The sequence below is a fragment of the Caballeronia hypogeia genome (genome assembly GCF_001544875.2).
In the GTDB taxonomy this organism is placed as follows: domain Bacteria; phylum Pseudomonadota; class Gammaproteobacteria; order Burkholderiales; family Burkholderiaceae; genus Caballeronia; species Caballeronia hypogeia.
Window position 1 is genome coordinate 58,516 of record NZ_FCOA02000010.1, and the last position, 20,572, is coordinate 79,087.

14 protein-coding genes are annotated in these 20,572 nt (G+C 65.1%); 8 read left to right on the plus strand and 6 right to left on the minus strand.

Annotated features, from left to right (window positions below; genetic code table 11):
* Position 1 precedes the first annotated feature (1 nt).
* Together dapD and dapC are read right to left on the minus strand one after the other, a co-directional pair.
* A complete protein-coding gene (gene dapD / locus AWB79_RS16735) occupies positions 2-829 on the minus strand; it encodes a 2,3,4,5-tetrahydropyridine-2,6-dicarboxylate N-succinyltransferase (protein ID WP_061168544.1) in 828 nt (275 codons plus the stop codon).
* A gap of 49 nt (positions 830-878) precedes the next feature.
* Positions 879-2,096, minus strand: a complete 1,218-nt coding sequence (gene dapC / locus AWB79_RS16740) for a succinyldiaminopimelate transaminase (protein ID WP_061168690.1) — start codon at positions 2,094-2,096, stop codon at positions 879-881.
* A 224-nt stretch (positions 2,097-2,320) separates the two neighbouring features.
* Here dapC and AWB79_RS16745 point away from each other — a divergent pair, with 224 nt between their 5' ends.
* The 5 genes from AWB79_RS16745 (at position 2,321) to def (ending at position 11,194) form a co-directional block, all read left to right on the plus strand.
* Complete coding sequence (locus AWB79_RS16745) at positions 2,321-3,298, plus strand: DMT family transporter (RefSeq protein ID WP_061168545.1); 978 nt, start codon at positions 2,321-2,323, stop codon at positions 3,296-3,298.
* Positions 3,299-3,420: 122 nt separating this feature from the next.
* The gene (gene smc / locus AWB79_RS16750; RefSeq protein WP_061168546.1) at positions 3,421-6,936 is read left to right on the plus strand and encodes a chromosome segregation protein SMC; all 3,516 of its coding nucleotides are present in this window, start codon (positions 3,421-3,423) and stop codon (positions 6,934-6,936) included.
* 151 nt (positions 6,937-7,087) lie between these two features.
* The gene (locus tag AWB79_RS16755; protein WP_061168547.1) at positions 7,088-8,380 is read left to right on the plus strand and encodes a cell division protein ZipA C-terminal FtsZ-binding domain-containing protein; all 1,293 of its coding nucleotides are present in this window, start codon (positions 7,088-7,090) and stop codon (positions 8,378-8,380) included.
* Between the two features lie 205 nt (positions 8,381-8,585).
* A complete protein-coding gene (gene ligA, locus AWB79_RS16760; protein WP_061168548.1) occupies positions 8,586-10,664 on the plus strand; it encodes an NAD-dependent DNA ligase LigA in 2,079 nt (692 codons plus the stop codon).
* Positions 10,661-11,194, plus strand: coding sequence for a peptide deformylase (gene def / locus AWB79_RS16765; RefSeq protein WP_061168549.1), 534 nt, complete (start codon positions 10,661-10,663; stop codon positions 11,192-11,194). Before ligA ends, def begins: the two co-directional genes overlap by 4 nt.
* A gap of 72 nt (positions 11,195-11,266) precedes the next feature.
* Here the strand turns inward: def and AWB79_RS39550 are convergent, their stop codons facing one another.
* From AWB79_RS39550 to map, 4 genes are all read right to left on the minus strand, one after another.
* Positions 11,267-11,719 (minus strand): hypothetical protein, encoded by a 453-nt coding sequence (locus AWB79_RS39550; protein ID WP_157695798.1) that lies wholly within the window; start codon positions 11,717-11,719, stop codon positions 11,267-11,269.
* 39 nt (positions 11,720-11,758) lie between these two features.
* A complete protein-coding gene (locus tag AWB79_RS16775) occupies positions 11,759-13,909 on the minus strand; it encodes a pseudouridine synthase (protein WP_061168551.1) in 2,151 nt (716 codons plus the stop codon).
* Between the two features lie 6 nt (positions 13,910-13,915).
* Positions 13,916-16,501 (minus strand): [protein-PII] uridylyltransferase, encoded by a 2,586-nt coding sequence (locus AWB79_RS16780; protein WP_061168552.1) that lies wholly within the window; start codon positions 16,499-16,501, stop codon positions 13,916-13,918.
* 64 nt (positions 16,502-16,565) lie between these two features.
* A complete protein-coding gene (gene map, locus AWB79_RS16785; RefSeq protein WP_061168553.1) occupies positions 16,566-17,375 on the minus strand; it encodes a type I methionyl aminopeptidase in 810 nt (269 codons plus the stop codon).
* A 418-nt stretch (positions 17,376-17,793) separates the two neighbouring features.
* Here map and rpsB point away from each other — a divergent pair, with 418 nt between their 5' ends.
* The 3 genes from rpsB to pyrH all read left to right on the plus strand — a co-directional run bounded on the left by rpsB (position 17,794) and on the right by pyrH (position 20,544).
* The gene (gene rpsB, locus AWB79_RS16790; protein WP_061124623.1) at positions 17,794-18,546 is read left to right on the plus strand and encodes a 30S ribosomal protein S2; all 753 of its coding nucleotides are present in this window, start codon (positions 17,794-17,796) and stop codon (positions 18,544-18,546) included.
* A gap of 142 nt (positions 18,547-18,688) precedes the next feature.
* Positions 18,689-19,570: a translation elongation factor Ts gene (gene tsf, locus AWB79_RS16795; RefSeq protein WP_061168691.1), complete on the plus strand. Its 882-nt coding sequence runs from the start codon at positions 18,689-18,691 to the stop codon at positions 19,568-19,570.
* 260 nt (positions 19,571-19,830) lie between these two features.
* A complete protein-coding gene (gene pyrH / locus AWB79_RS16800; protein WP_061168554.1) occupies positions 19,831-20,544 on the plus strand; it encodes a UMP kinase in 714 nt (237 codons plus the stop codon).
* The last annotated feature ends 28 nt before the right edge of the window (positions 20,545-20,572 follow it).

Genomic DNA, 20,572 nt, shown 5'->3' on the forward strand with positions numbered 1-20,572 from the left:
ATCAGTCGCCTCGCAGCAGTTCGTTCAGGCCGACCTTCGCGCGCGTCTTGGCGTCGACCTTCTTGACGATCACCGCGCAATACAGGCTGTGCGAGCCGTCCTTCGACGGCAGATTGCCCGCCACCACGACCGAGCCCGCCGGAATGCGGCCGTACGTGACTTCGCCGGTTTCGCGGTCATAGATCTTGGTCGACTGGCCGAGATACACGCCCATCGAAATGACCGAGTTCTCTTCGACGATCACGCCTTCCACCACTTCCGAGCGCGCGCCGATGAAACAGTTGTCTTCGATGATGACCGGGTTCGCCTGCAGCGGCTCCAGCACGCCGCCGATGCCCACGCCGCCCGACAGGTGCACGTTCTTGCCGATCTGCGCGCACGAGCCGACGGTCGCCCAGGTATCGACCATCGTGCCTTCGTCCACATACGCGCCGATGTTGGTGTACGACGGCATCAGCACGACGTTCTTGGCGATGAACGAACCGCGGCGCGCGATGGCCGGCGGCACCACGCGGAAACCGCCCGCCGCGAAGTCTTCGGCCGTGTAGCTGGCGAACTTCGAGGGCACCTTGTCGTAGAACTGCGAGTAGCCGCCGGCGGGCATCGGCGCGTTGTCTTCCAGGCGGAACGACAGCAGCACGGCCTTCTTGAGCCATTGGTTCACGACCCATTCACCGTCGCGCTTCTCGGCGACGCGCATCTGGCCTTTGTCGAGTTGCTCGATCGCGTGCGCGACGGCTTCGCGGACTTCGGCGGGCGCGGCCTTGGGCGACAGCTCGGCGCGGTTGTCCCAGGCGGTATCGATGATGCTCTGAAGTTGTTGCGACATAGTTGGTATCTAGGATGGGTAGTTGGGCCGGCAAACACTCGGGAAAAGATCAGGACTTGAGCGAGCGGCAGAATTCGACGATGCGGCGAGCTCCTTCGACGCATTCCTCGGTTCCGGCCACGAGCGCGATGCGCACGAAGCCTTCTCCGGGATTCGTGCCATGCGCCGCGCGAGCGAGGAAAGAGCCCGGCAGAACCGTCACATTATAGTCGGCGTACAGTCGCGCCGCGAACTCGGTATCCGTGAGGCCGGTGCCCGACACGTTCGCCCAGAGGTAGAACGCGGCGTCGGGCAGGCGCACGTCGAGGACTTCGGCGAGCATCGGCGTGACCGTTTCGAACTTTTGCACGTACTTCGCACGGTTGTCGCGCACGTGCGTTTCATCCTGCCACGCGGCAATGCTCGCACGCTGGAACACCGTGGACAGCGCCGCGCCGTGATACGTGCGGTAGAGCAGGAAGTCTTTCAGGATCGACGCGTCGCCCGCGACGAAGCCCGAGCGCATGCCCGGCACGTTCGAGCGCTTCGACAGGCTGGAGAGCATGACGAGCCGCTCGAAGCCGCGATTGAGCAGCCGCGCGGCTTCCAGCCCGCCCAGCGGCGGATTCGATTCGTCGAAGTAAATCTCCGAGTAGCACTCGTCCGATGCGATCACGAAACCGTGCTTGTCCGAGAGCGCGAACAGTTCGCGCCAGTTTTCGAGCGTGAGCACGGCGCCCGTCGGGTTGCCCGGCGAGCACACGTAGAGCAGTTGCGTGCGCGCCCAGACGTGCTCGGGCACGACCGAGTAATCGCAGGCGAAATTGCGCGCCGGATCGCTGTTGACGAAGTACGGCTCGGCGCCCGCGAGCAGCGCCGCGCCTTCGTAGATTTGATAGAACGGGTTGGGACAGAGTACGATGGGCGGTTCCGCTTCCGGCGTATTTCTGCTGTCGATCACCGTCTGCGCGAGCGCGAACAGGGCTTCGCGCGAGCCGGAAACGGGCAGCACCTGAGTCGCCGGATCGACCGATTCGAGTCCGTAGCGCTGCTCGACCCATGCCGCGATCACCTCGCGCAGCGGCGCGCTGCCGACCGTCGCGGGGTAAGCGGCGAGACCGTCGAGGGAATCGATCACGGCTTCGCGGATCAGCGCGGGCGTCGGATGCTTCGGCTCGCCGATGCCGAAGCTGATCGGCGTGAATCCGGCGCGCGGTTCGATGCCCTTGAAGAGCAGGCGCAGCTTTTCGAAGGGATAAGGCTGAAGTTTCTTGAGAAGTGGATTCACGGCGTGACCGGTAAGCAGTGAACGATGCGCGCGGCGTGGAGTGCCCGCGAAGGCGGCATCGGAAGACATCGAGCGGACGCGAAACAAGCTCACGATTATAGCGCGCGGCCTCGGCCCCGTAAGCGGGCGGGACGCGCGGCAGGAAGGATGAAAGGTCGAATGAAAAAGCTCGCAACGGGTGCGGTGAATGGCGCAATGAAGGGCGCGATGAGCGGAGCGCTGCAATGACCCGCGGCCTGCGCAACGCCTGGCCGACGCTCGCGATCATGCTGGGCGCGTCTGTATGGGGCCTCGTCTGGTATCCCATGCGGATGCTCGCCGCGATGGGCCTGACCGGCACCGCCGCCAGCGCGACGACCAGCGGCGCAGCGTGCATCTTCGTGCTGCTCGCGAAACGCCGCTCGATCAGCACGATCTCGTGGCACTGGCTGCTCGTCGCGCTCGGGGTGGCGGCGGGCGTGACCAATATCGGCTTCGTGTGGGGCGCGATCCACGGGCAGGTCATGCGGGTGCTGCTGCTGTTCTACCTGACGCCCGCGTGGACCGCCATCTTCGCGCACTTCGTGCTGAAGGAACGTCTGACGCGCGCGGACGCTGCGCTCTCGCTTCTGTCGCTCGCCGGCGCCGTGACGATGCTGTGGGACCCCGCGCTCGGCATGCCGCTGCCCGCCGATCTCGCCGAATGGGCCGGCCTGATGGGCGGCATGGGCTTCGCGATGAGCAACGTGCTGGTGGTGAAGGTGACGCGCACGCTGCCCGGGATGAAGTCGGAGATGCGTACCGCGGTGATCTTCGGCGGCGCGGCGCTCGTCGCCTGCGTCTTCACGCTGTTCGAGCCGATGCCTGCGCCGCCCGCCACAGCGCAGCTGCCCTCGATGATTTTCATCGTGATCGGTCTGGGCGTCGTGCTCGCGGTCAACAACATGATCGTGCAGGTGGGGCTCGCGCGCGTGCCGCCGAACCGCGCGTCGATCATCATGCTGTTCGAGCTGGTGGTCACGGCGCTGTCGTCGTGGCTGTTCGCGGGCGAAGTGCCCGGTCCGCGCGAATGGGCGGGCGGCGCGTGCATCGTCGTCGCGTGCGTGCTGTCGGCATGGGTGCATCGGCAGGGCGCGTCGCGTTCGCCGCCGTCGCCCGAAGCGCTCGACATCGTCGAGGGCGCGCCGGAAAGCAAAAAGAAATCGACTCGCGCGATGGTATGATGGTGTCCGCTTCGCCCGGCCTCGCGCCCTAGCTTCAGGCGCGGCCGAGTGCGATCGACGGGCCGCGCTGCGGCCTGTCTGCTATCTATCCTCCGTCATCAATTCCAAACAGCGATATCGCCGTGCGTCTGACCTCGATAAAACTCGCTGGCTTCAAATCCTTCGTCGATCCCACGCATTTCCAGGTCCCCGGCCAGCTGGTCGGTGTGGTCGGGCCGAATGGCTGTGGCAAGTCCAATATCATCGACGCCGTGCGCTGGGTGCTCGGCGAATCGCGCGCTTCCGAGTTGCGCGGCGAATCGATGCAGGACGTGATCTTCAACGGATCGACGGCGCGCAAGCCCGGCAGCCGGGCGAGCGTCGAACTCATATTCGATAACGCCGACGGCCGCGCCGCCGGTCAATGGAGCGCGTACGGCGAGATCGCCGTGAAGCGCGTGCTCACGCGCGACGGCACCTCCAGCTACTACATCAACAATCTTCCGGCGCGCCGCCGCGACATCCAGGACATCTTCCTCGGCACCGGTCTCGGCCCGCGCGCTTACGCGATCATCGGGCAGGGCATGATCGCGCGCATCATCGAGGCGAAGCCGGAAGAGCTGCGCGTGTTCCTCGAAGAAGCCGCGGGCGTGTCGAAGTACAAGGAGCGCCGCCGCGAGACCGAGAACCGTCTGCACGACACGCGCGAGAATCTGACGCGCGTCGAGGATATCGTTCGCGAACTGTCGGCGAATCTCGAGAAGCTCGAAGCGCAGGCGGTCGTCGCGACGAAGTACAAGGAACTGCAGTCCGAAGGCGAAGAGAAGCAGCGTCTTTTGTGGCTGTTGCGCAAGAAGGAAGCGGGCAACGAAGCCGAACGCCAGCAGCGCGCTATCCGCGAGGCGCAGGTCGAGCTCGAAGCACAAACCGCGCGTTTGCGCGAGGTCGAAGCGCAACTGGAAACGCTGCGCGTCGCGCACTACAGCGCGAGCGACGCGATGCAGGGCGCGCAAGGCGCGCTCTACGAAGCCAACGCCGAAGTGAGCCGGCTGGAAGCGGAGATCCGCTTCATCGTCGAATCGCGCAATCGCGTGCAGGCGCAGATCGCCGCGCTCACCGCGCAGCGCGAGCAATGGCAGGTGCAGGCGCAAAAGGCGCACGACGAAATCGACACCGCGACCGAAGCGCTCGCCGAAGGCGAAGAGAAGGCCGCGATCGCGCAGGAAAACGCCGCCGCGAAGCACGACGCGCTGCCCGCGCTCGAAGCCCGCTGGCGCGACGCGCAGGCGCAACTGAACGAGGAACGCGCGGGCATCGCGCGCGCGGAGCAGGCGCTGAAGCTCGAAGCGGCGCATCAGCGCAACGCGGATCAGCAGCTTCAGCAATTGCAGCAGCGTCAGGAGCGCCTGAAGAACGAAGTGAGCGGCCTCGACGCACCCGACGAAGCGCAGCTCGAAGAGTTGCGCATGCAGCTCGCCGAAAACGAAGAAATTCTCGCCGAAGCGCAGACGCGTCTCGCCGATGCGCAGGAAACCGTGCCGCGGCTCGACGCCGAGCGTCGCGAAGCGCAGGATCGCGTGCAGAAGGAAAGCGCGCAGATTCACCAGCTCGAAGCGCGTCTCGCCGCGTTGAAGGCGCTGCAGGAAAGCGTGCAGACCGAAGGCAAGATCCAGCCGTGGCTCGACAAGCACGAGCTCGGCGCGCTGCCGCGTCTGTGGAAGAAGCTGCATGTTGAGACCGGCTGGGAAGCGGCGCTCGAATCGGTGCTGCGCGAGCGTCTCGCCGCGCTCGAAGTATCGAATCTGGACTGGATCAAGGCCTTCGCCACCGATGCGCCGCCCGCCAAGCTCGCGTTCTATTCGCCGCCCGTCGCGGGCAAGCCGGTGGAGACGCCGCAGGGCTTGCGCTCTTTGCTGTCGCTGGTGCGTATCGACGATCCGGGCTTGCGCGCCGTGCTCAACGAGTGGCTCGCCACGACCTTCGTCGCCGATGACATCGCGCAGGCGCTGGCCGCGCGCAATCAGTTGCCGGAAGGCGGCGCGTTCGTCGTCAAGGCGGGGCACGTCGTGACGCGCGTGGGCGTGCAGCTTTACGCGTCCGACTCCGAGCAGTCGGGCATGCTGGCGCGTGCGCAGGAAATCGAGAATCTGACGAAGCAGGTGCGCGCGCAGGCATTGCTTTCCGACGAAGCGAAGGGCAACGCCGTGCGCGCGGACGCCGCGCACACGCAGGCATCGCAATCTCTCGCGGAAGCGCGAGCCGCCGCCGAGCGTGCGACGCAGCGCGTCCACGCATTGCAGATGGATGTGCTGAAGCTCGCGCAGGCGCACGAACGCTATACGCAGCGCAATACGCAGATCGGCGAGGAACTGGAAGAGATCGCCGCGCAGGTCGAGGAACAGCGCGCGTTGCGTGCCGAATCCGAAGCCGCGTTCGAGCGTCACGATGGCGAGATCGCGCAGTTGCAGGCGCGCTTCGAAGACAACCAGCTCGCGTTCGAATCGCTCGATGAAGCGCTGACGAACGCGCGCCACGAACTGCGCGAGCTGGAGCGCGCCGCGAGCGATGCGAGCTTCGCCGTGCGCGGCCTCGCGGCGAAGATCGACGAGTACAAGCGCAACATCGAGACGGCGCACGACCAGAGCGAGCGCATCGCGGGCACGCTGGAAGATGCGCGCGCCGAGCTCGAAACCATCAACGAGCAGACCGCGCAGACCGGTCTGCAGGACGCGCTCGAAGTGCGCGCGGCACGCGAGGAAACGCTGCACGCGGCGCGCGTCGAGCTCGACGATCTCACGGCGCGTCTGCGTCAGTCCGACGAACAGCGTCTGCTGGCGGAGCGTTCGCTGCAGCCGCTGCGCGACAAGATCAACGAATTGCAGTTGAAGGAGCAGGCCGCGCGCATCAGCGGCGAGCAGTTCGTCGAGCAGCTGGAGGCGGCGGGCGTCGATGAAGCCGAGCTCGCGCAAAAGCTCACGCCGGACATGAAGCCTTCGTATCTGCAGGGCGAGGTCACGCGTCTGAACAACGCGATCGTCGCGCTCGGGCCCGTGAACATGGCCGCGCTCGAAGAACTCGCCGCGGCGACCGAGCGCAAGCACTTCCTCGACGCGCAGTCGGCCGATCTGAACGACGCGATCACCACGCTCGAAGACGCGATCTCGAAGATCGATCAGGAAACGCGCGCGCTGCTGCAAGGCACGTTCGACGAAGTGAATCGTCACTTCGGCGAGCTGTTCCCGCGTCTGTTCGGCGGCGGTCAGGCGAAACTCATCATGACCGGCGACGAAATTCTCGACGCCGGCGTGCAGGTCATGGCGCAGCCGCCCGGCAAGAAGAATTCGACGATTCACCTGCTGTCGGGCGGGGAGAAGGCGCTCACGGCCACCGCGCTCGTGTTCGCGATGTTCCAGCTGAACCCCGCGCCGTTCTGTCTGCTCGACGAGGTCGACGCGCCGCTCGACGACGCCAACACCGAGCGCTTCGCGAACCTCGTGCGCGCGATGTCGGTCAAGACGCAGTTCCTGTTCATCTCGCACAACAAGATCGCGATGGAAATGGCGCAGCAACTGATCGGCGTGACGATGCAGGAGCAGGGCGTGTCGCGCATCGTCGCAGTGGACATGGAAGCCGCAGCGGGCTTCGCGCAGAACGGTTGAGGCGCGCTCGCAGCGCAGAGTTTGCATTTGAGAGTCCGGACGCTGTCCGGCAACGTGCGTCACGGCGCGGAGTGCGCGCATCGGCCCGACGGCGCGATGCGCGCGACAGATCGCGCGGCGCTTCGTAACGTAAAAGAATGATGGAGCCTGCATGGACGAGTTGACACTCGGTTTGATTGGAGCCGGAGCCGTGGTCGTGGGCGGCGTGGTGGTGTACAACGCGTGGCAGAGCGCGAAGGTGCGCCGCAAGATGCCGCGCCCGATGCCCGACGAAGCAGCCGACGCGCTCGCGCGTCAGGAGAACGACGACGAGCAGCCGTTCATCGAGCCGGTGCGCCAGTCGCGTCGCGAGCCGGTCGTCGGCGAAGGCGACGGCGATCCGACGCGCGAATCCCGCGATACGCGCATGGAGCCGAGCTTCGGCGGCGCGAGCGAGCCTGCGACGGTGCCGCCCGTTGTCCCCACTGGACCCATTGGACCCATTGCGCCCGCCGATACCGCCGTAGATTTGCAGGCCGAGGCGACATCGGCCAATGGCGCTGCCGAAGAAGCATCCGAAACCAGCAACGAAGACGAGCGTGCCGAGCCGGTGATGCCCGCCGCGACCACCATTTCGTCGGCGCCGCCGGCGGTCGTGGATCGCCGCATCGACTGTGTCGTGCCGATTCGCCTCGCGGCGCCCGTCGCGGGCGATCGCGTGATTCCGCTCGCGCAACGCCTGCGCCGCGCGGGCACCAAGCCCGTGACGATCGAAGGCAAGCCCGAAGGCGAGAGCGCGTGGGAGCTGCTGCGCAACGGCGCGCGTTACGAGGAACTGCGTGCGGCCGCGCAACTGGCGAACCGCAGCGGCCCGCTGAACGAACTCGAATTCTCCGAGTTCGTGACCGGCGTGCAGCGTCTGGCCGACGCCATCGACGGCGCGCCGGAATTCCCCGACATGATGGAAACAGTGGGCATGGCGCGCGAGCTCGACGCGTTCGCCGCGCAATGCGACGCGCAGCTCTCGATCAACATCCTCTCCGACGGCGCGCCGTGGTCCGCGAACTACGTGCAGGCGGTGGCGTCGCAGGACGGCCTGCTGCTCTCGCGCGACGGCACGCGCTTCGTCAAGCTCGATGCGAAGCAGAACCCCGTTTTCATGCTCCAGTTCGGCGACACCAACTTCCTGCGCGACGACCTCACGTACAAGGGCGGCCAGATGATCACGCTGGTGCTCGACGTGCCCGTCGCCGATGAAGACATCCTGCCGTTCCGCCTGATGTGCGACTACGCGAAGTCGCTGTCGGAGCGCATCGGCGCGCGCGTGGTCGACGATCAGCGCCGGCCGCTGCCGGAATCGGCGCTGCTTGCCATCGAAAAGCAGTTGATGACGCTTTATGCGAAGCTCGAGCAGGCGGGCATTCCGGCCGGCTCGCCCGCGACGCGGCGCCTGTTCAGCCAGTAGCCCGCTCGTCGACGCGCTTCGTCACGCGCGTGCGCTGTCTGAGAATCGCGCCCCAGCCGGGGCGCTTTTCTTTGCGTGCGCGCTGGCGCACCGACGCTCGTGCTTAGTCCATCTGGCTGACGCCACGATTTACCGATCTTCTGAGACAATCGACCGGTCGGTTATCGGAATTACCTCACCGATCTACCTCATTCATTCGAAACGCATGTCCGCAAAAACGAAAGCCGAATCCGCCGCCGCCCGTCAGTCGGGAGCCGCCGTGCCAAGCGCCGACCGTCCGGCCGAGCGTGCTGCGTGGCTGCGCTCCGAGCTCGAGCGCGCGAACTACGCGTATTACGTGCTGGATCAGCCGGACCTGCCCGACGCCGAATACGACACGCTGTTCAAGGAGCTTCAGGCCATCGAGGCGGACCATCCGGATCTGATCGTGCCGGATTCGCCTACACAGCGTGTGGGCGGCGAAGTGGCGGAGGGCTTCACGCCGGTCGTGCACGACGTGCCGATGCTCTCGCTCAATAACGGTTTTGCCGATGAAGACATCGCCGCGTTCGACAAGCGCGTGTCGGATGCGCTCGGTCACACGCCGGTCGAATACGCGTGCGAGTTGAAATTCGACGGCCTCGCGATTTCCCTGCGCTACGACGACGGCCATTTCGTGCAGGCATCGACGCGCGGCGACGGCGCGACGGGCGAGGACGTCACCGCGAACGTGCGCACCATCCGCTCGATTCCGCTCACGCTCAAGGGCAGGAACGTGCCGAAGCGGCTCGACGTGCGCGGCGAAGTGCTGATGTTCAAACGCGACTTCGAGCGGCTGAACCAGCGTCAGCGCGACGCGGGTCAGCGCGAGTTCGCGAATCCGCGCAACGCTGCGGCGGGCGGTCTGCGTCAGCTCGACCCGAAAATGACCGCGCAGCGCTCGCTGTCGTTCTTCGCGTACGGCATCGGCGTGATGGATGGTGTGGAGATGCCGGCGACGCACGCGGCGCTGCTCGACTGGTACAAGGAAATGGGCCTGCCGGTGAACGCGGAGCGCGCGGTCGTGGAAGGTGCGGACGGCTTGCTCGGTTTCTTCCGCAAGGTTGGCGAGAAGCGCGACAAGCTGCCGTACGACATCGACGGCGTGGTCTACAAGGTCGATCGCCGCGAAGAGCAGGACAAGCTCGGCTTTGTCTCGCGCGCGCCGCGCTTCGCGCTCGCGCACAAGTTCCCGGCGCAGGAAGCGCTCACGGAACTGCTCGCCATCGACGTGCAGGTCGGCCGCACCGGCGCGATTACCCCGGTCGCGCGGCTCGCGCCGGTGTTCGTCGGCGGGGCGACGGTCACGAACGCCACGTTGCACAACGAAGATGAAGTGCGTCGCAAGGACATCCGCATCGGCGACACGGTCACGGTGCGCCGCGCAGGCGACGTGATTCCCGAAGTGGTGGGCGCGATTCTGGAGCGCCGTCCCGCCGATGCGCGCGAATTCGTGATGCCCACGGAATGCCCGGTCTGCGGCTCGAAAATCGAGCGTCTGCCCGACGAAGCGATCGCGCGCTGCACGGGCGGGCTCTTTTGCCCGGCGCAGCGCAAGCAGGCGCTCTGGCACTTCGCGCAGCGTCGCGCGCTGGATATCGACGGCCTCGGCGAAAAGATCATCGACCAGCTCGTCGAGCAGAATCTCGTGCGCACACCCGCCGATCTGTTCAGCCTCGGCTTTTCGACGCTCGCGGCGCTCGACCGCTTTGCGGACAAATCCGCGCAGAACCTGATCGATTCGCTCGAGAAGGCGAGCAAGACCACGCTGGCGCGCTTCATTTACGCGCTGGGCATCCGGCACGTCGGTGAATCGACCGCGAAGGATCTCGCGAAGCACTTCGGCTCACTTGATCCGATCATGGTGGCGTCCGTCGAAGAGCTGCTCGAAGTCAATGATGTGGGCCCGATTGTCGCCGAGGCCATCCACAACTTCTTCAGCGAAGAACACAACCAGCACGTGATCGAACAGTTGCGCGTGAAGGTGTCGTGGCCCGAGGGCCCGCCCGCGCCAAAGGCGCCGCAGGGCGTGCTGGCGGGCAAGACCGTCGTGCTGACGGGCACTTTGCCCACGCTCGCGCGCGAGGAAGCGAAGGAAATGCTGGAGGCGGCCGGGGCGAAAGTGGCCGGCTCGGTATCGAAAAAGACCGACTACGTCGTGGCGGGCGCGGAAGCGGGCAGCAAGCTCGCCAAAGCCGAGGAACTCGGCGTTCCCGTACTCGACGAAGACGGCATGCGCAAGCTTTTGGAAGGAGTCACTCCATGATTCGAGAAATCCTCAAAATGGGCGATCCGCGGCTGTTGCGCATCGCGCAGCCGGTCGAGCATTTCGACACGCCCGAACTGCACGCGCTCGTGCAGGACATGTTCGACACGATGCGCGACGCCAACGGCGCCGGCCTCGCCGCGCCGCAGATCGGTGTCGACCTGCAGGTGGTGATCTTCGGCTTCGGGCAAAACGAACGTTATCCCGAGGCGCCTTCGGTACCGGAGACGGTGCTGATCAACCCGATCATCACGCCGAACGGCCACGACATGGAGGAGGGCTGGGAAGGCTGTCTGTCCGTGCCGGGCTTGCGCGGCGCGGTGCAGCGTTTCTCGATGATCCGCTATCAGGGCTTCGATCAGTACGGCAAGGCGATCGAGCGGCTCGCCGAAGGCTTTCATGCGCGCGTCGTGCAGCACGAGTGCGACCATCTGATCGGCAAGCTCTATCCGATGCGCATTACCGACTTCTCGAAGTTCGGTTTCACGGAAGTGCTGTTTCCGGGACTCGATGCGGTGCGCGACGAGTAACGCCGCGCGCTTCCTGCTGCGGAAAATCAGGCGGAAGGCCGCTTCGGAAGAGGCGGCCTTTCCTTTACCGCTTTACGCCAACGTTTTCGGACTGCCGCTGATATCGGGCTGACGGAACAGCGCCACATGCTCCGGATTCGCCGATGCCTGGAGTCGTCCGTCCGGCAAACGGGCGATCACCATTTCACCGATGCCGGGGCTCATCACGACGACTTCGTCGCGCAGCGCGAGCAGGGCTTCGAGCCGTCGTCGACCGCTCACGATCTCCAGACCGGTTCCTGACTCACGAACGATGATCTCAACTGACATGGCGCTTCTCCCTCTGTGCCGTTCAATGCTGGTCCTGCTGCCGCATGCCTGAGCCGGGCGCGCGGGGCGCGCATCGGTCTTGCCTGGTGTAACGGATCGGTGATTGATTTTCTTTAGCCAAAAAGCGGCCAAAAATGAAATGGCACGATCGCGGGTGGATCGTGCCGGATTTTGGGGTAAAACGTCGCCTTTTTGCGACGCAGCAGAGGTCGGCACGCACGTTCGTCAGACCGTGCGTGCGGCCTTCAGAGACGCTCAGAAGGTTTCGTTCGGCGCGAGATAGCGCCACTGGCCCGGCGGCAGCGTCCCTAGCGTGACGCGGCCCATGCGGATGCGCTTCAGGCCGACGACTTCCAGCCCGACCAGTTCGCACATGCGACGAATCTGGCGCTTTTTGCCTTCACGCAGCACGAAGCGAAGCTGCTCGCCGTTCTGCCAGCTGACCTGCGCGGTCTTGAGCGGCACGCCGTCGAGTTCGAGACCGTGGCGCAGCAGCGCGAGTTTCTCTTCCGGGAAATGCCGGTCCACGTCGACGGTGTGCTCGCCGAGACGCACGCGCACGAGATACTCCTTGTCGACCTCGGAATGGCCGCCGATCAGTTGCTTGGCGATGCGGCCGTCCTGCGTGAGCACGAGCAAGCCCGTCGAGTCGATGTCGAGCCGGCCAGCGGGCGCGAGCGTGCGCAGATGGCTCGGCGTGAAGCGGATACCCGAGCGGTCTTCGTCCCAGTGATTCGCCGGGTTGACGAGTGTGACGGCCGGCTCGTAGCCGTCTTCCGCCTGTCCCGACACGTAGCCCACCGGCTTGTGCAGCAGGATCGTGACGAGTTGCGACTGCGCGGAGTGCGCCGCGGGCAGGACTTCGATATTTTGCGTCGGACGGATGCGCGTGCCGAGCGTGTCGATCACGACGCCATCGACGAGCACCCAGCCTTTTTCGATCCACTCGTCGGCTTCGCGGCGCGAGCAGAGGCCGAGTTCCGACATCACTTTCGACAGGCGCACGAGGCCGTCGTGGTGGTCGCGGTGTTTGGGTGCGGATTCGGGAGCGGGGGCCGGGGCTGCCGGCTTATGGCCCTCGCTGCGTTCGTTGCGCTCGCGTCGCTCGTCGTGCGCCTTGATCGGACGATCTTCGAATGTCTTGCGCGGGCCGTGATCGCCGAAAGCCGGACGCGAATCGTCGCTCCGTGATGGGCGATCGCCGCGCGGCGCCGAACGGTCTCCGAAAGACTTGCGCGGACCACGATCGCCGAAAGCCGGACGCGAATCATCGCCACGCGATTTGAACGGACGACGTTCGTCGCCGCCCGAAGCTCGCTCGCCGCGCGGCGCCGGACGATCCTCGAACGATTTACGCGGACTACGATCACCGAAAGCCGGACGCGAATCATCGCCACGCGGCTTGAACGGACGACGTTCGTCGCCTCCCGGAGCACGCTCGCCGCGCGGCGCGGGACGATCCCCGAACGCCTTACGCGGTCCACGATCACCGAAAGCCGGACGCGGATCCTCGCCACGCGGCTTGAACGGACGACGCTCCTCGCCGCCCGATGCGCGTTCACCGCGCGGCGCGGGACGATCCCCGAACGCCTTACGCGGTCCACGCTCGCCGAAAGCCGGACGCGGATCCTCGCCACGCGGCTTGAACGGACGACGTTCGTCGCCACCCGATGCGCGTTCGCCACGGGGCGCCGGACGATCCCCGAACGATTTACGCGGACCACGCTCGCCGAATGCCGGACGCGAATCCTCGCCACGCGGCTTGAACGGACGACGCTCGTCGCCACCCGATGCGCGTTCGCCACGGGGCGCCGGACGATCCCCGAACGATTTACGCGGACCACGCTCGCCGAATGCCGGACGTGAATCCTCGCCACGCGGCTTGAACGGACGACGCTCGTCACCACCCGATGCGCGTTCGTCACGGGGCGCCGGACGATCCCCGAACGCCTTACGCGGACCACGCTCGCCGAATGCCGGACGCGAATCCTCGCCACGCGGCTTGAACGGACGACGCTCGTCGCCGCTCGAAGCGCGCTCGCCGCGCGGCGCCGGACGATCCCCGAACGCCTTACGCGGACCACGCTCGCCGAATGCCGGACGCGAATCCTCGCCACGCGGCTTGAATGGACGGCGCTCATCGCCGCCCGAAGCGCGCTCACCACGCGGCGCCGGACGATCTCCGAAGGGTTTGCGTGGACCACGCTCGCCCGAGCCCGGTCGGGAATCGCCACCGGGCGGCTTGAACCCGCGCTTCTCGCCAGCAGGCTGGCCCTCGTGCTTCGGCCGCGCTTCATCCGGCGCGCTCGCGCGAACAGGCTTGCGCCCGGTGGTCGTGCCGGCCCGAACCGGCGAACGCGTCGCCGAAGTGGGACGCGGATGTTTGGCTGTCAGTTTGACGCGCATAAAGTCTCAGGCTGCGATCGCGCGCAGCAGTTCGGTTTCCACCTGGATCTGGGTGCGGTTGTTCGACAGGCTCTTGCCGTCGAGCAGGAACACGTCCTCGACGCGTTCGCCGAGCGTGTTGATCCGTGCCGCCTGCACGCCGATCCGGTGTTGCGCCAGAACGCGCGCGATCGAATAAAGAAGGCCCTGCCGGTCGTTGGCCGATACGGACAGGATGTAGTACTGGCCGCGGTCGTCGGGACGGAGGTCCACGCGCGGCGTGATCGGAAACGTGCGCACGAGCCTTGATACACGGCCTTTCGACGGCTCGGGCAGAATCCGTTCGTCGGTCAGCAGCGCGGCCAGCTGCTGTTCGACGAGGTTGGCGATATCGCGATAACTCCCGTCGTGATCCGGATGCGCGACAAGAAAGTTGTCGAGCGCGTAGCCGTGACGCGTCGTCGTGACGCGCGCATCGAGCACCGACAGGCCGTTCTTGTCGAAATACGCGCAGATGCCGGCGAACAGGTCCGGCCGGTCCTTCACGTACACGAGCACCTGCAGCGCCGCGCCGATGGGCGAGGGCCGCGCGCGCACGATCGGCGCATCGCTTTCGACGTGGCGATACAGCACGCGTGTCTGCCAGGCGATGTCGGCCGGATCGTGACGCAGGAAATAACCGACGTCGAGCTGATCCCACAAGCGCTTTTGCGCGCCTTCCGGCACGGTTTCGAGCCGCAGCAGCGCGAGAGCCGCTTCCTGCCGCGACTTGAGCTCCGAATGCGTGTCCGGTTGCGCGCCGCCCAGCACGGCCTGCGTCGCGCGGAACAGGTCTTCGAGCAGTTTGCCTTTCCAGTTGTTCCAGACTTTCGGGCTCGTGCCGCGGATATCGGCGACGGTCAGCAGATACAGCGCCGTGAGCCGCCGCTCCGTCTTCACGACCGACGCAAATTGCCTGATGACTTCGAGATCGCTCGTGTCCTGCTTTTGCGCGACCTGACTCATCGTCAGGTGTTGCTGGACGAGCCAGACGACGAGTTCCGTATCTTCCGCGCCGATATCGTGCTCGCGGCAGAAACGCCGCGCATCGACCATGCCGAGCGTGGAGTGATCGCCGCCGCGACCCTTCGCGATGTCGTGAAACAGCGCCGCGACGTAGAGCACCCACGGCCGCTCGAAGTTGCCCATGAGCTGGCTGCAGAACGGATACTCGTGCGCGTGCTCGGCGATCGCGAAGCGACGCAGATTGCGCAGCACCATCAGGATGTGCTGATCGACCGTATAGACGTGATACAGATCGTGCTGCATCTGTCCGACGATGCGCCGGAAGTTCAGCAGATAACGCCCGAGCACGCTCGTCTGGTTCATCAGGCGGAACGCGTGCGTGATGCCTTCCGGCTGTTTCAGAATTTCCATGAAGAGCCGGCGGTTCTCGGGATCGCGCCGCCAGTCGCGGTCCATCAGGTCACGCGCGTTGTAGATCGCGCGGAGCGTCCGCGCCGAGAATCCCTTCACGCCGCGCGTCTGTTCGTACAGCAGGAAGGCTTCGAGAATCGCATGCGGCTCGCGCTCGAAGACGTCGTCGCGGGCGATTTCGAGCATTCCCTGTTTCTCGACGAAGCGCCCCGAGATGACGCGCGTGATGCCGCTCGTCGATGGGAAAAGCTGCGCTTCGACGTTCTGGATCAGGATCGTCGCGAGCTGCGTGACCGCCTTCGCCGCCCAGTAGTAGCGGCGCATCAACTGCTCGCTCGCGCGTTTGGCGCTGGTCGCCGTAAAGCCGAAGCTTTCCGCGAGCGGCGTTTGCAGATCGAAAACGAGGATGTCCTGCCGGCGCTTCGCGATCACGTGCAGCCGCGCGCGCAGCGACTTCAGAAAGCCTTCGTTGCGCCGCAGCTCGCGAGCTTCGCGCTCGGTGATGAGCCCGCGCGTATCGAGCTCGCGCCAGCTGCTGCCGAAGCCTGCCGCGCGCGCGATCCACAGGATCAGTTGCAGGTCGCGCAGGCCGCCGGGGCTTTCCTTGATGTTCGGTTCGAGACTGTACGGCGTGTCCTGGAATTTCGCGTGGCGCTGGCGCATTTCCAGCACTTTCGCCTGAAAGAACGCGCGCGGATCGAGTGTCTCGTGATAGCGCGCGGAAAAGTGCTGAAACAGCGCGGTGTCGCCGCAAATGCGCCGCGCCTCGAGCAGCGAGGTCTGCACCGTGATGTCGTTGCCTGCCTCGGCGATGCACTGCTCGACCGAGCGCACGCTGCTGCCGATATCGAGCCCGAGGTCCCACGCCATGCCGATGAAACGTTCGACGCGGCTGTTGAGCCCGGCGTCGTCGGCTTGCGGCGCGGCATCGGGCAGGAGCACGAGAATATCGACGTCGGAATAGGGCGCGAGCTCGCCGCGTCCGTAGCCGCCGACCGCGACGAGCGCGGCATTCGCGGGCATTTCGCAGGCGTTCCAGGCGCCTTTCAGGGCATCGTCGGTGGCGCGCGCGAGGGCGTGCATCAGCGGCTCGACGCTCGAAGTTGCCTGGAAGCGCTCGATGAGCGCCGCCTTCGCTGCCTTGTAGGCGGCGCGCAACGTTTCACAGGGCGTGGCGACGGCGGCGGTGACGCTCATGGATGGGCGAGGAAGAAGGTAAGGACGCGCCGGCCGGAAAGCAGGCGCGCGAAGTGACGAAAAATCAGGCCGTGGCCGCGATCAGCTGCGAAGGCGCCTGCGTGCCGGCGGAAACGGTTAGCACTTCGTAGCCGGTCGGCGTGACCAGCACGGTGTGCTCCCATTGTGCCGAGAGGCTGCGGTCACGCGTCTTGACGGTCCACTGGTCGGGCATCGTGCGGATTTCGCGGCGGCCGGCGTTGATCATCGGCTCGACGGTGAAGATCATGCCTGTCTGAAGCTCGATGCCGGTGCCGGGGCGGCCGTAGTGCAGCACCTGCGGCTCTTCATGGAACACCTGGCCGATGCCATGGCCGCAGTATTCGCGCACGACGCTGTAACCCTGCGATTCGGCGTGCTTCTGGATCGCCGCGCCGATATCGCCGAGATGCGCGCCCGGACGCACCTGATCGATGCCGAGCCACATGCAGTCGAAGGTCGTCTGGACGAGGCGCTTCGCCAGAATGGAGCCCTCGCCAACGATGAACATGCGGCTCGTGTCGCCGAAATAGCCGTTCTTGATGACAGTGATGTCGATATTGAGCGCGTCGCCGTTCTTGAGCACTTTTTCGCCCGGAATGCCGTGGCAGATCACGTCATTCACGGAAATGCAGGTGGCCTTCGGGTACGGCGGATAGCCAGGCGGCTGATAATTCAGCGGTGCGGGAACAGTGCCCTGTTCCTTCACCATATATTCATGACAGAGGCGGTCGAGTTCCTCTGTGGTCACGCCGGGTGCGACGTGGGGCGTGATGAAATCGAGCACTTCGCTGGCGAGCCGGCAGGCGACGCGCATCTGAGCGATATCGTGATCGTTTTTCAGCGTAATGGACATGACTTGGCTCGGAAATGCGGGAGATTGCGTGGGCGGCGGCCGTGAGCCGCGAAAGCGGCATTATCGCACCATAAGAAATGTGCCGCACCCGGTTAGTTGGGGGCGCCGGACCGGACGGCAAGCGGGCTTCAGGCGCGACGCACGGATTCGGGCGCGGTGCGCGTGCGAATCCGGTCCGGTCGTTCGGCTTGAGCCGATCAATCCTCACATGCTATACTCACGGGCTAAGTCCTAATCCATATTGCCGTCACGATCTAGTGCGAGAATCTCTCGTCAGTCGCAAGGCAGCGGTGGTTTCGGGCTTGGGAAGTAATTTCAGTCGATTCGCAAGCCGGCGCACCCAGGGTGTCTCACGCTATCAATAAAACAGCGCGGGATGCGGCAGCCGGCTTAAGACCCAACCCTCGCGGAGAATTCCATGGCAGTCACGATGCGTCAAATGCTGGAAGCCGGTGTCCACTTCGGTCACCAAACGCGCTTCTGGAACCCCAAGATGGCCCCGTACATCTTCGGTCATCGCAACAAGATTCACATCATCAACCTCGAAAAGACGCTGCCGCTCTACAACGACGCGCTGAAGTACGTGCGCCAGTTGGCTGCGAACCGCGGCACGATTCTTTTTGTCGGCACGAAGCGCCAGTCGCGCGACACCATCGCTCAGGAAGCAGCGCGCGCCGGCATGCCTTTCGTCAACGCCCGCTGGCTCGGCGGCATGATGACCAACTTCAAGACGCTGAAGGTTTCGATCAAGCGCCTGAAGGACATGGAAGCGGCGCTGGAGTCGGGTGAAACCGAGCGCATGAGCAAGAAGGAAGCCCTTCTGTTCGAACGCGAAATGGTCAAGCTGCAAAAGTCGATCGGCGGCGTGAAGGACATGGGTGGCATTCCTGACGCGATGTTCGTCATCGACGTCGGCTACCACAAGATCGCTGTTACCGAAGCCAAGAAGCTCGGCATTCCGGTCATCGCCGTGGTCGACACGAACCATTCGCCGGAAGGCATCGACTACGTGATCCCGGGCAACGACGACGCGTCGAAGGCCGTGGCGCTGTACGCCGAAGGCGTGGCTGACGCGATCCTCGAAGGCCGTGCGAACGCGGTGAACGACGTTGTTCAGGCCGTGCGCAACGGCGAAGGCGACGAGTTCGTCGAGGTCAACGCAGAGGCGTAATCGAGCCCTGTGGCCGACAAAAAAGGGGGCTTTGCGAAAGGCCCCTTTTTTTTAGTCAGCGCGACGTAGCAATCCCATTTTTCTGCCGTGGGCAAGCACTAAAGGCCGGCGGCACGTATCAAACAGACTCAAGGAGCGAATGATGGCGGCAATTACCGCAAGCATGGTGGCAGAACTGCGCGCGAAGACCGATGCGCCGATGATGGAATGCAAGAAGGCGCTGACGGAAGCCGACGGCGACATGGCGCGCGCCGAAGAGCTGCTGCGCGTGAAGCTCGGCAACAAGGCGAGCAAGGCGGCATCGCGCGTGACGGCTGAAGGCATTATCACGGCGCACGTCGAAGGCGGCGTGGGCGCGCTCGTCGAACTGAACTGCGAAACCGACTTCGTCGCGAAGAACGACGACTTCCTCGCATTCGGCAAGACGATTGCTGAACTGGTTGCCAAGCAGAATCCCGCTGACGTGGCTGCGCTGTCGGCGCTGCCGCTCGAAAGCTCGACGGTCGACGCCGTGCGTCTGGCGCTGGTCGGCAAGATCGGCGAAAACCTGTCGATCCGCCGTTTCGTGCGTTTCGAGTCGGCCAACAAGGTCGCTTCGTACCTGCACGGCACGCGCATCGGCGTTCTCGTCGAGTTCACGGGCGCCGACGAGCAAGTCGGCAAGGACGTGGCAATGCACGTCGCCGCGATGAAGCCGGTTTCGCTGTCGTCGGACGAAGTTCCGGCCGATCTGATCGCCAAGGAGCGCAGCATCGCCGAGCAGAAGGCCGCTGAGTCGGGCAAGCCGGCCGAGATCGTCGCGAAGATGGTCGACGGCTCGATCCAGAAGTACCTGAAGGAAGTCTCGCTGCTGAACCAGCCGTTCGTGAAGAACGACAAGCAGACCATCGAGCAATACCTGAAGGCTGCCAACGCATCGGTGCAAAAGTTCGCGCTGTTCGTGGTGGGCGAGGGCATCGAGAAGCGTCAGGACGACTTCGCGGCTGAAGTGGCGGCGCAAGTCGCTGCGGCCAAGCAGTCGTAATCGAGTCCTAAGGTGCATTTAAGGCGCGTGTGTTCTCATGGAGCGCTCGCGCGCCGAGCCAGAAAAGTAGTACCTGCGGCGGATCGTCCCGCCGCGCGCATTCACGCGATCCGGTTCGCACCCGCAGCGGGCGCGGTAGATTGGGGGTAAACCCTGATTAACCGCGCCCGCCGCCCGATCCGGCCCGCTTGCGGTAAGCAATGTTTCACCCCTACAGTTCTACGTTGTTGCAACCCTCCTCGGCGCGATCGGAACCTCATATGCCCACAGCCTACAAACGCGTACTCCTCAAACTCTCCGGCGAAGCCCTGATGGGCGACGATGCTTTCGGCATCAATCGCGCAACGATCGAAAGGATGGTGGCGGACGTCGCTGAAGTGGTGCGGATGGGCACGCAACTGGCCGTCGTGATCGGCGGCGGCAACATCTTCCGCGGCGTCGCGGGCGGCGCGGCCGGCATGGATCGCGCGACCGCCGACTACATGGGCATGCTCGCCACGATGATGAACGCGCTGGCGCTCCAGGATGCGATGCGCCACGCGGGCATCGAGGCGCGTGTGCAGTCGGCGCTGCGCATGGACCAGGTGGTCGAGCCGTACATTCGTCCGCGCGCGATTCGTCAGCTCGAAGAGGGCAAGGTCGTGATCTTCGCGGCCGGCACTGGCAACCCGTTCTTTACGACGGACACGGCTGCTGCGCTGCGCGGCTCGGAAATCGGCGCCGAAGTGGTGTTGAAAGCGACGAAGGTCGATGGCGTATACTCCGCCGACCCGAAGAAGGATCCGGACGCGACGCGCTACAGCACGATCAGCTTCGACGAAGCGATCGGCCGCAATCTGCAGGTGATGGACGCGACGGCGTTCGCGCTGTGCCGCGACCAGAAGCTGCCGATTCGCGTGTTCTCGATCACGAAGCCGGGCGCGCTCAAGCGCATCGTGCAGGGCGACGACGAGGGTACGCTCGTCCACGTGTAAACTCTCGCGATATCCGGCGCCGCGCGGC

Excerpts from the sequence above, each read along its gene's own strand:
- dapD (WP_061168544.1), bottom strand. The coding sequence starts at position 829 with ATGTCGCAACAACTTCAGAGCATCATCGATACCGCCTGGGACAACCGC.
- AWB79_RS16745 (WP_061168545.1), top strand. The coding sequence starts at position 2,321 with ATGACCCGCGGCCTGCGCAACGCCTGGCCGACGCTCGCGATCATGCTG.
- AWB79_RS16755 (WP_061168547.1), top strand. The coding sequence starts at position 7,088 with ATGGACGAGTTGACACTCGGTTTGATTGGAGCCGGAGCCGTGGTCGTG.
- ligA (WP_061168548.1), top strand. The coding sequence starts at position 8,586 with ATGTCCGCAAAAACGAAAGCCGAATCCGCCGCCGCCCGTCAGTCGGGA.
- def (WP_061168549.1), top strand. The coding sequence starts at position 10,661 with ATGATTCGAGAAATCCTCAAAATGGGCGATCCGCGGCTGTTGCGCATC.
- AWB79_RS16775 (WP_061168551.1), bottom strand. The coding sequence starts at position 13,909 with ATGCGCGTCAAACTGACAGCCAAACATCCGCGTCCCACTTCGGCGACG.
- AWB79_RS16780 (WP_061168552.1), bottom strand. The coding sequence starts at position 16,501 with ATGAGCGTCACCGCCGCCGTCGCCACGCCCTGTGAAACGTTGCGCGCC.
- map (WP_061168553.1), bottom strand. The coding sequence starts at position 17,375 with ATGTCCATTACGCTGAAAAACGATCACGATATCGCTCAGATGCGCGTC.
- rpsB (WP_061124623.1), top strand. The coding sequence starts at position 17,794 with ATGGCAGTCACGATGCGTCAAATGCTGGAAGCCGGTGTCCACTTCGGT.
- tsf (WP_061168691.1), top strand. The coding sequence starts at position 18,689 with ATGGCGGCAATTACCGCAAGCATGGTGGCAGAACTGCGCGCGAAGACC.
- pyrH (WP_061168554.1), top strand. The coding sequence starts at position 19,831 with ATGCCCACAGCCTACAAACGCGTACTCCTCAAACTCTCCGGCGAAGCC.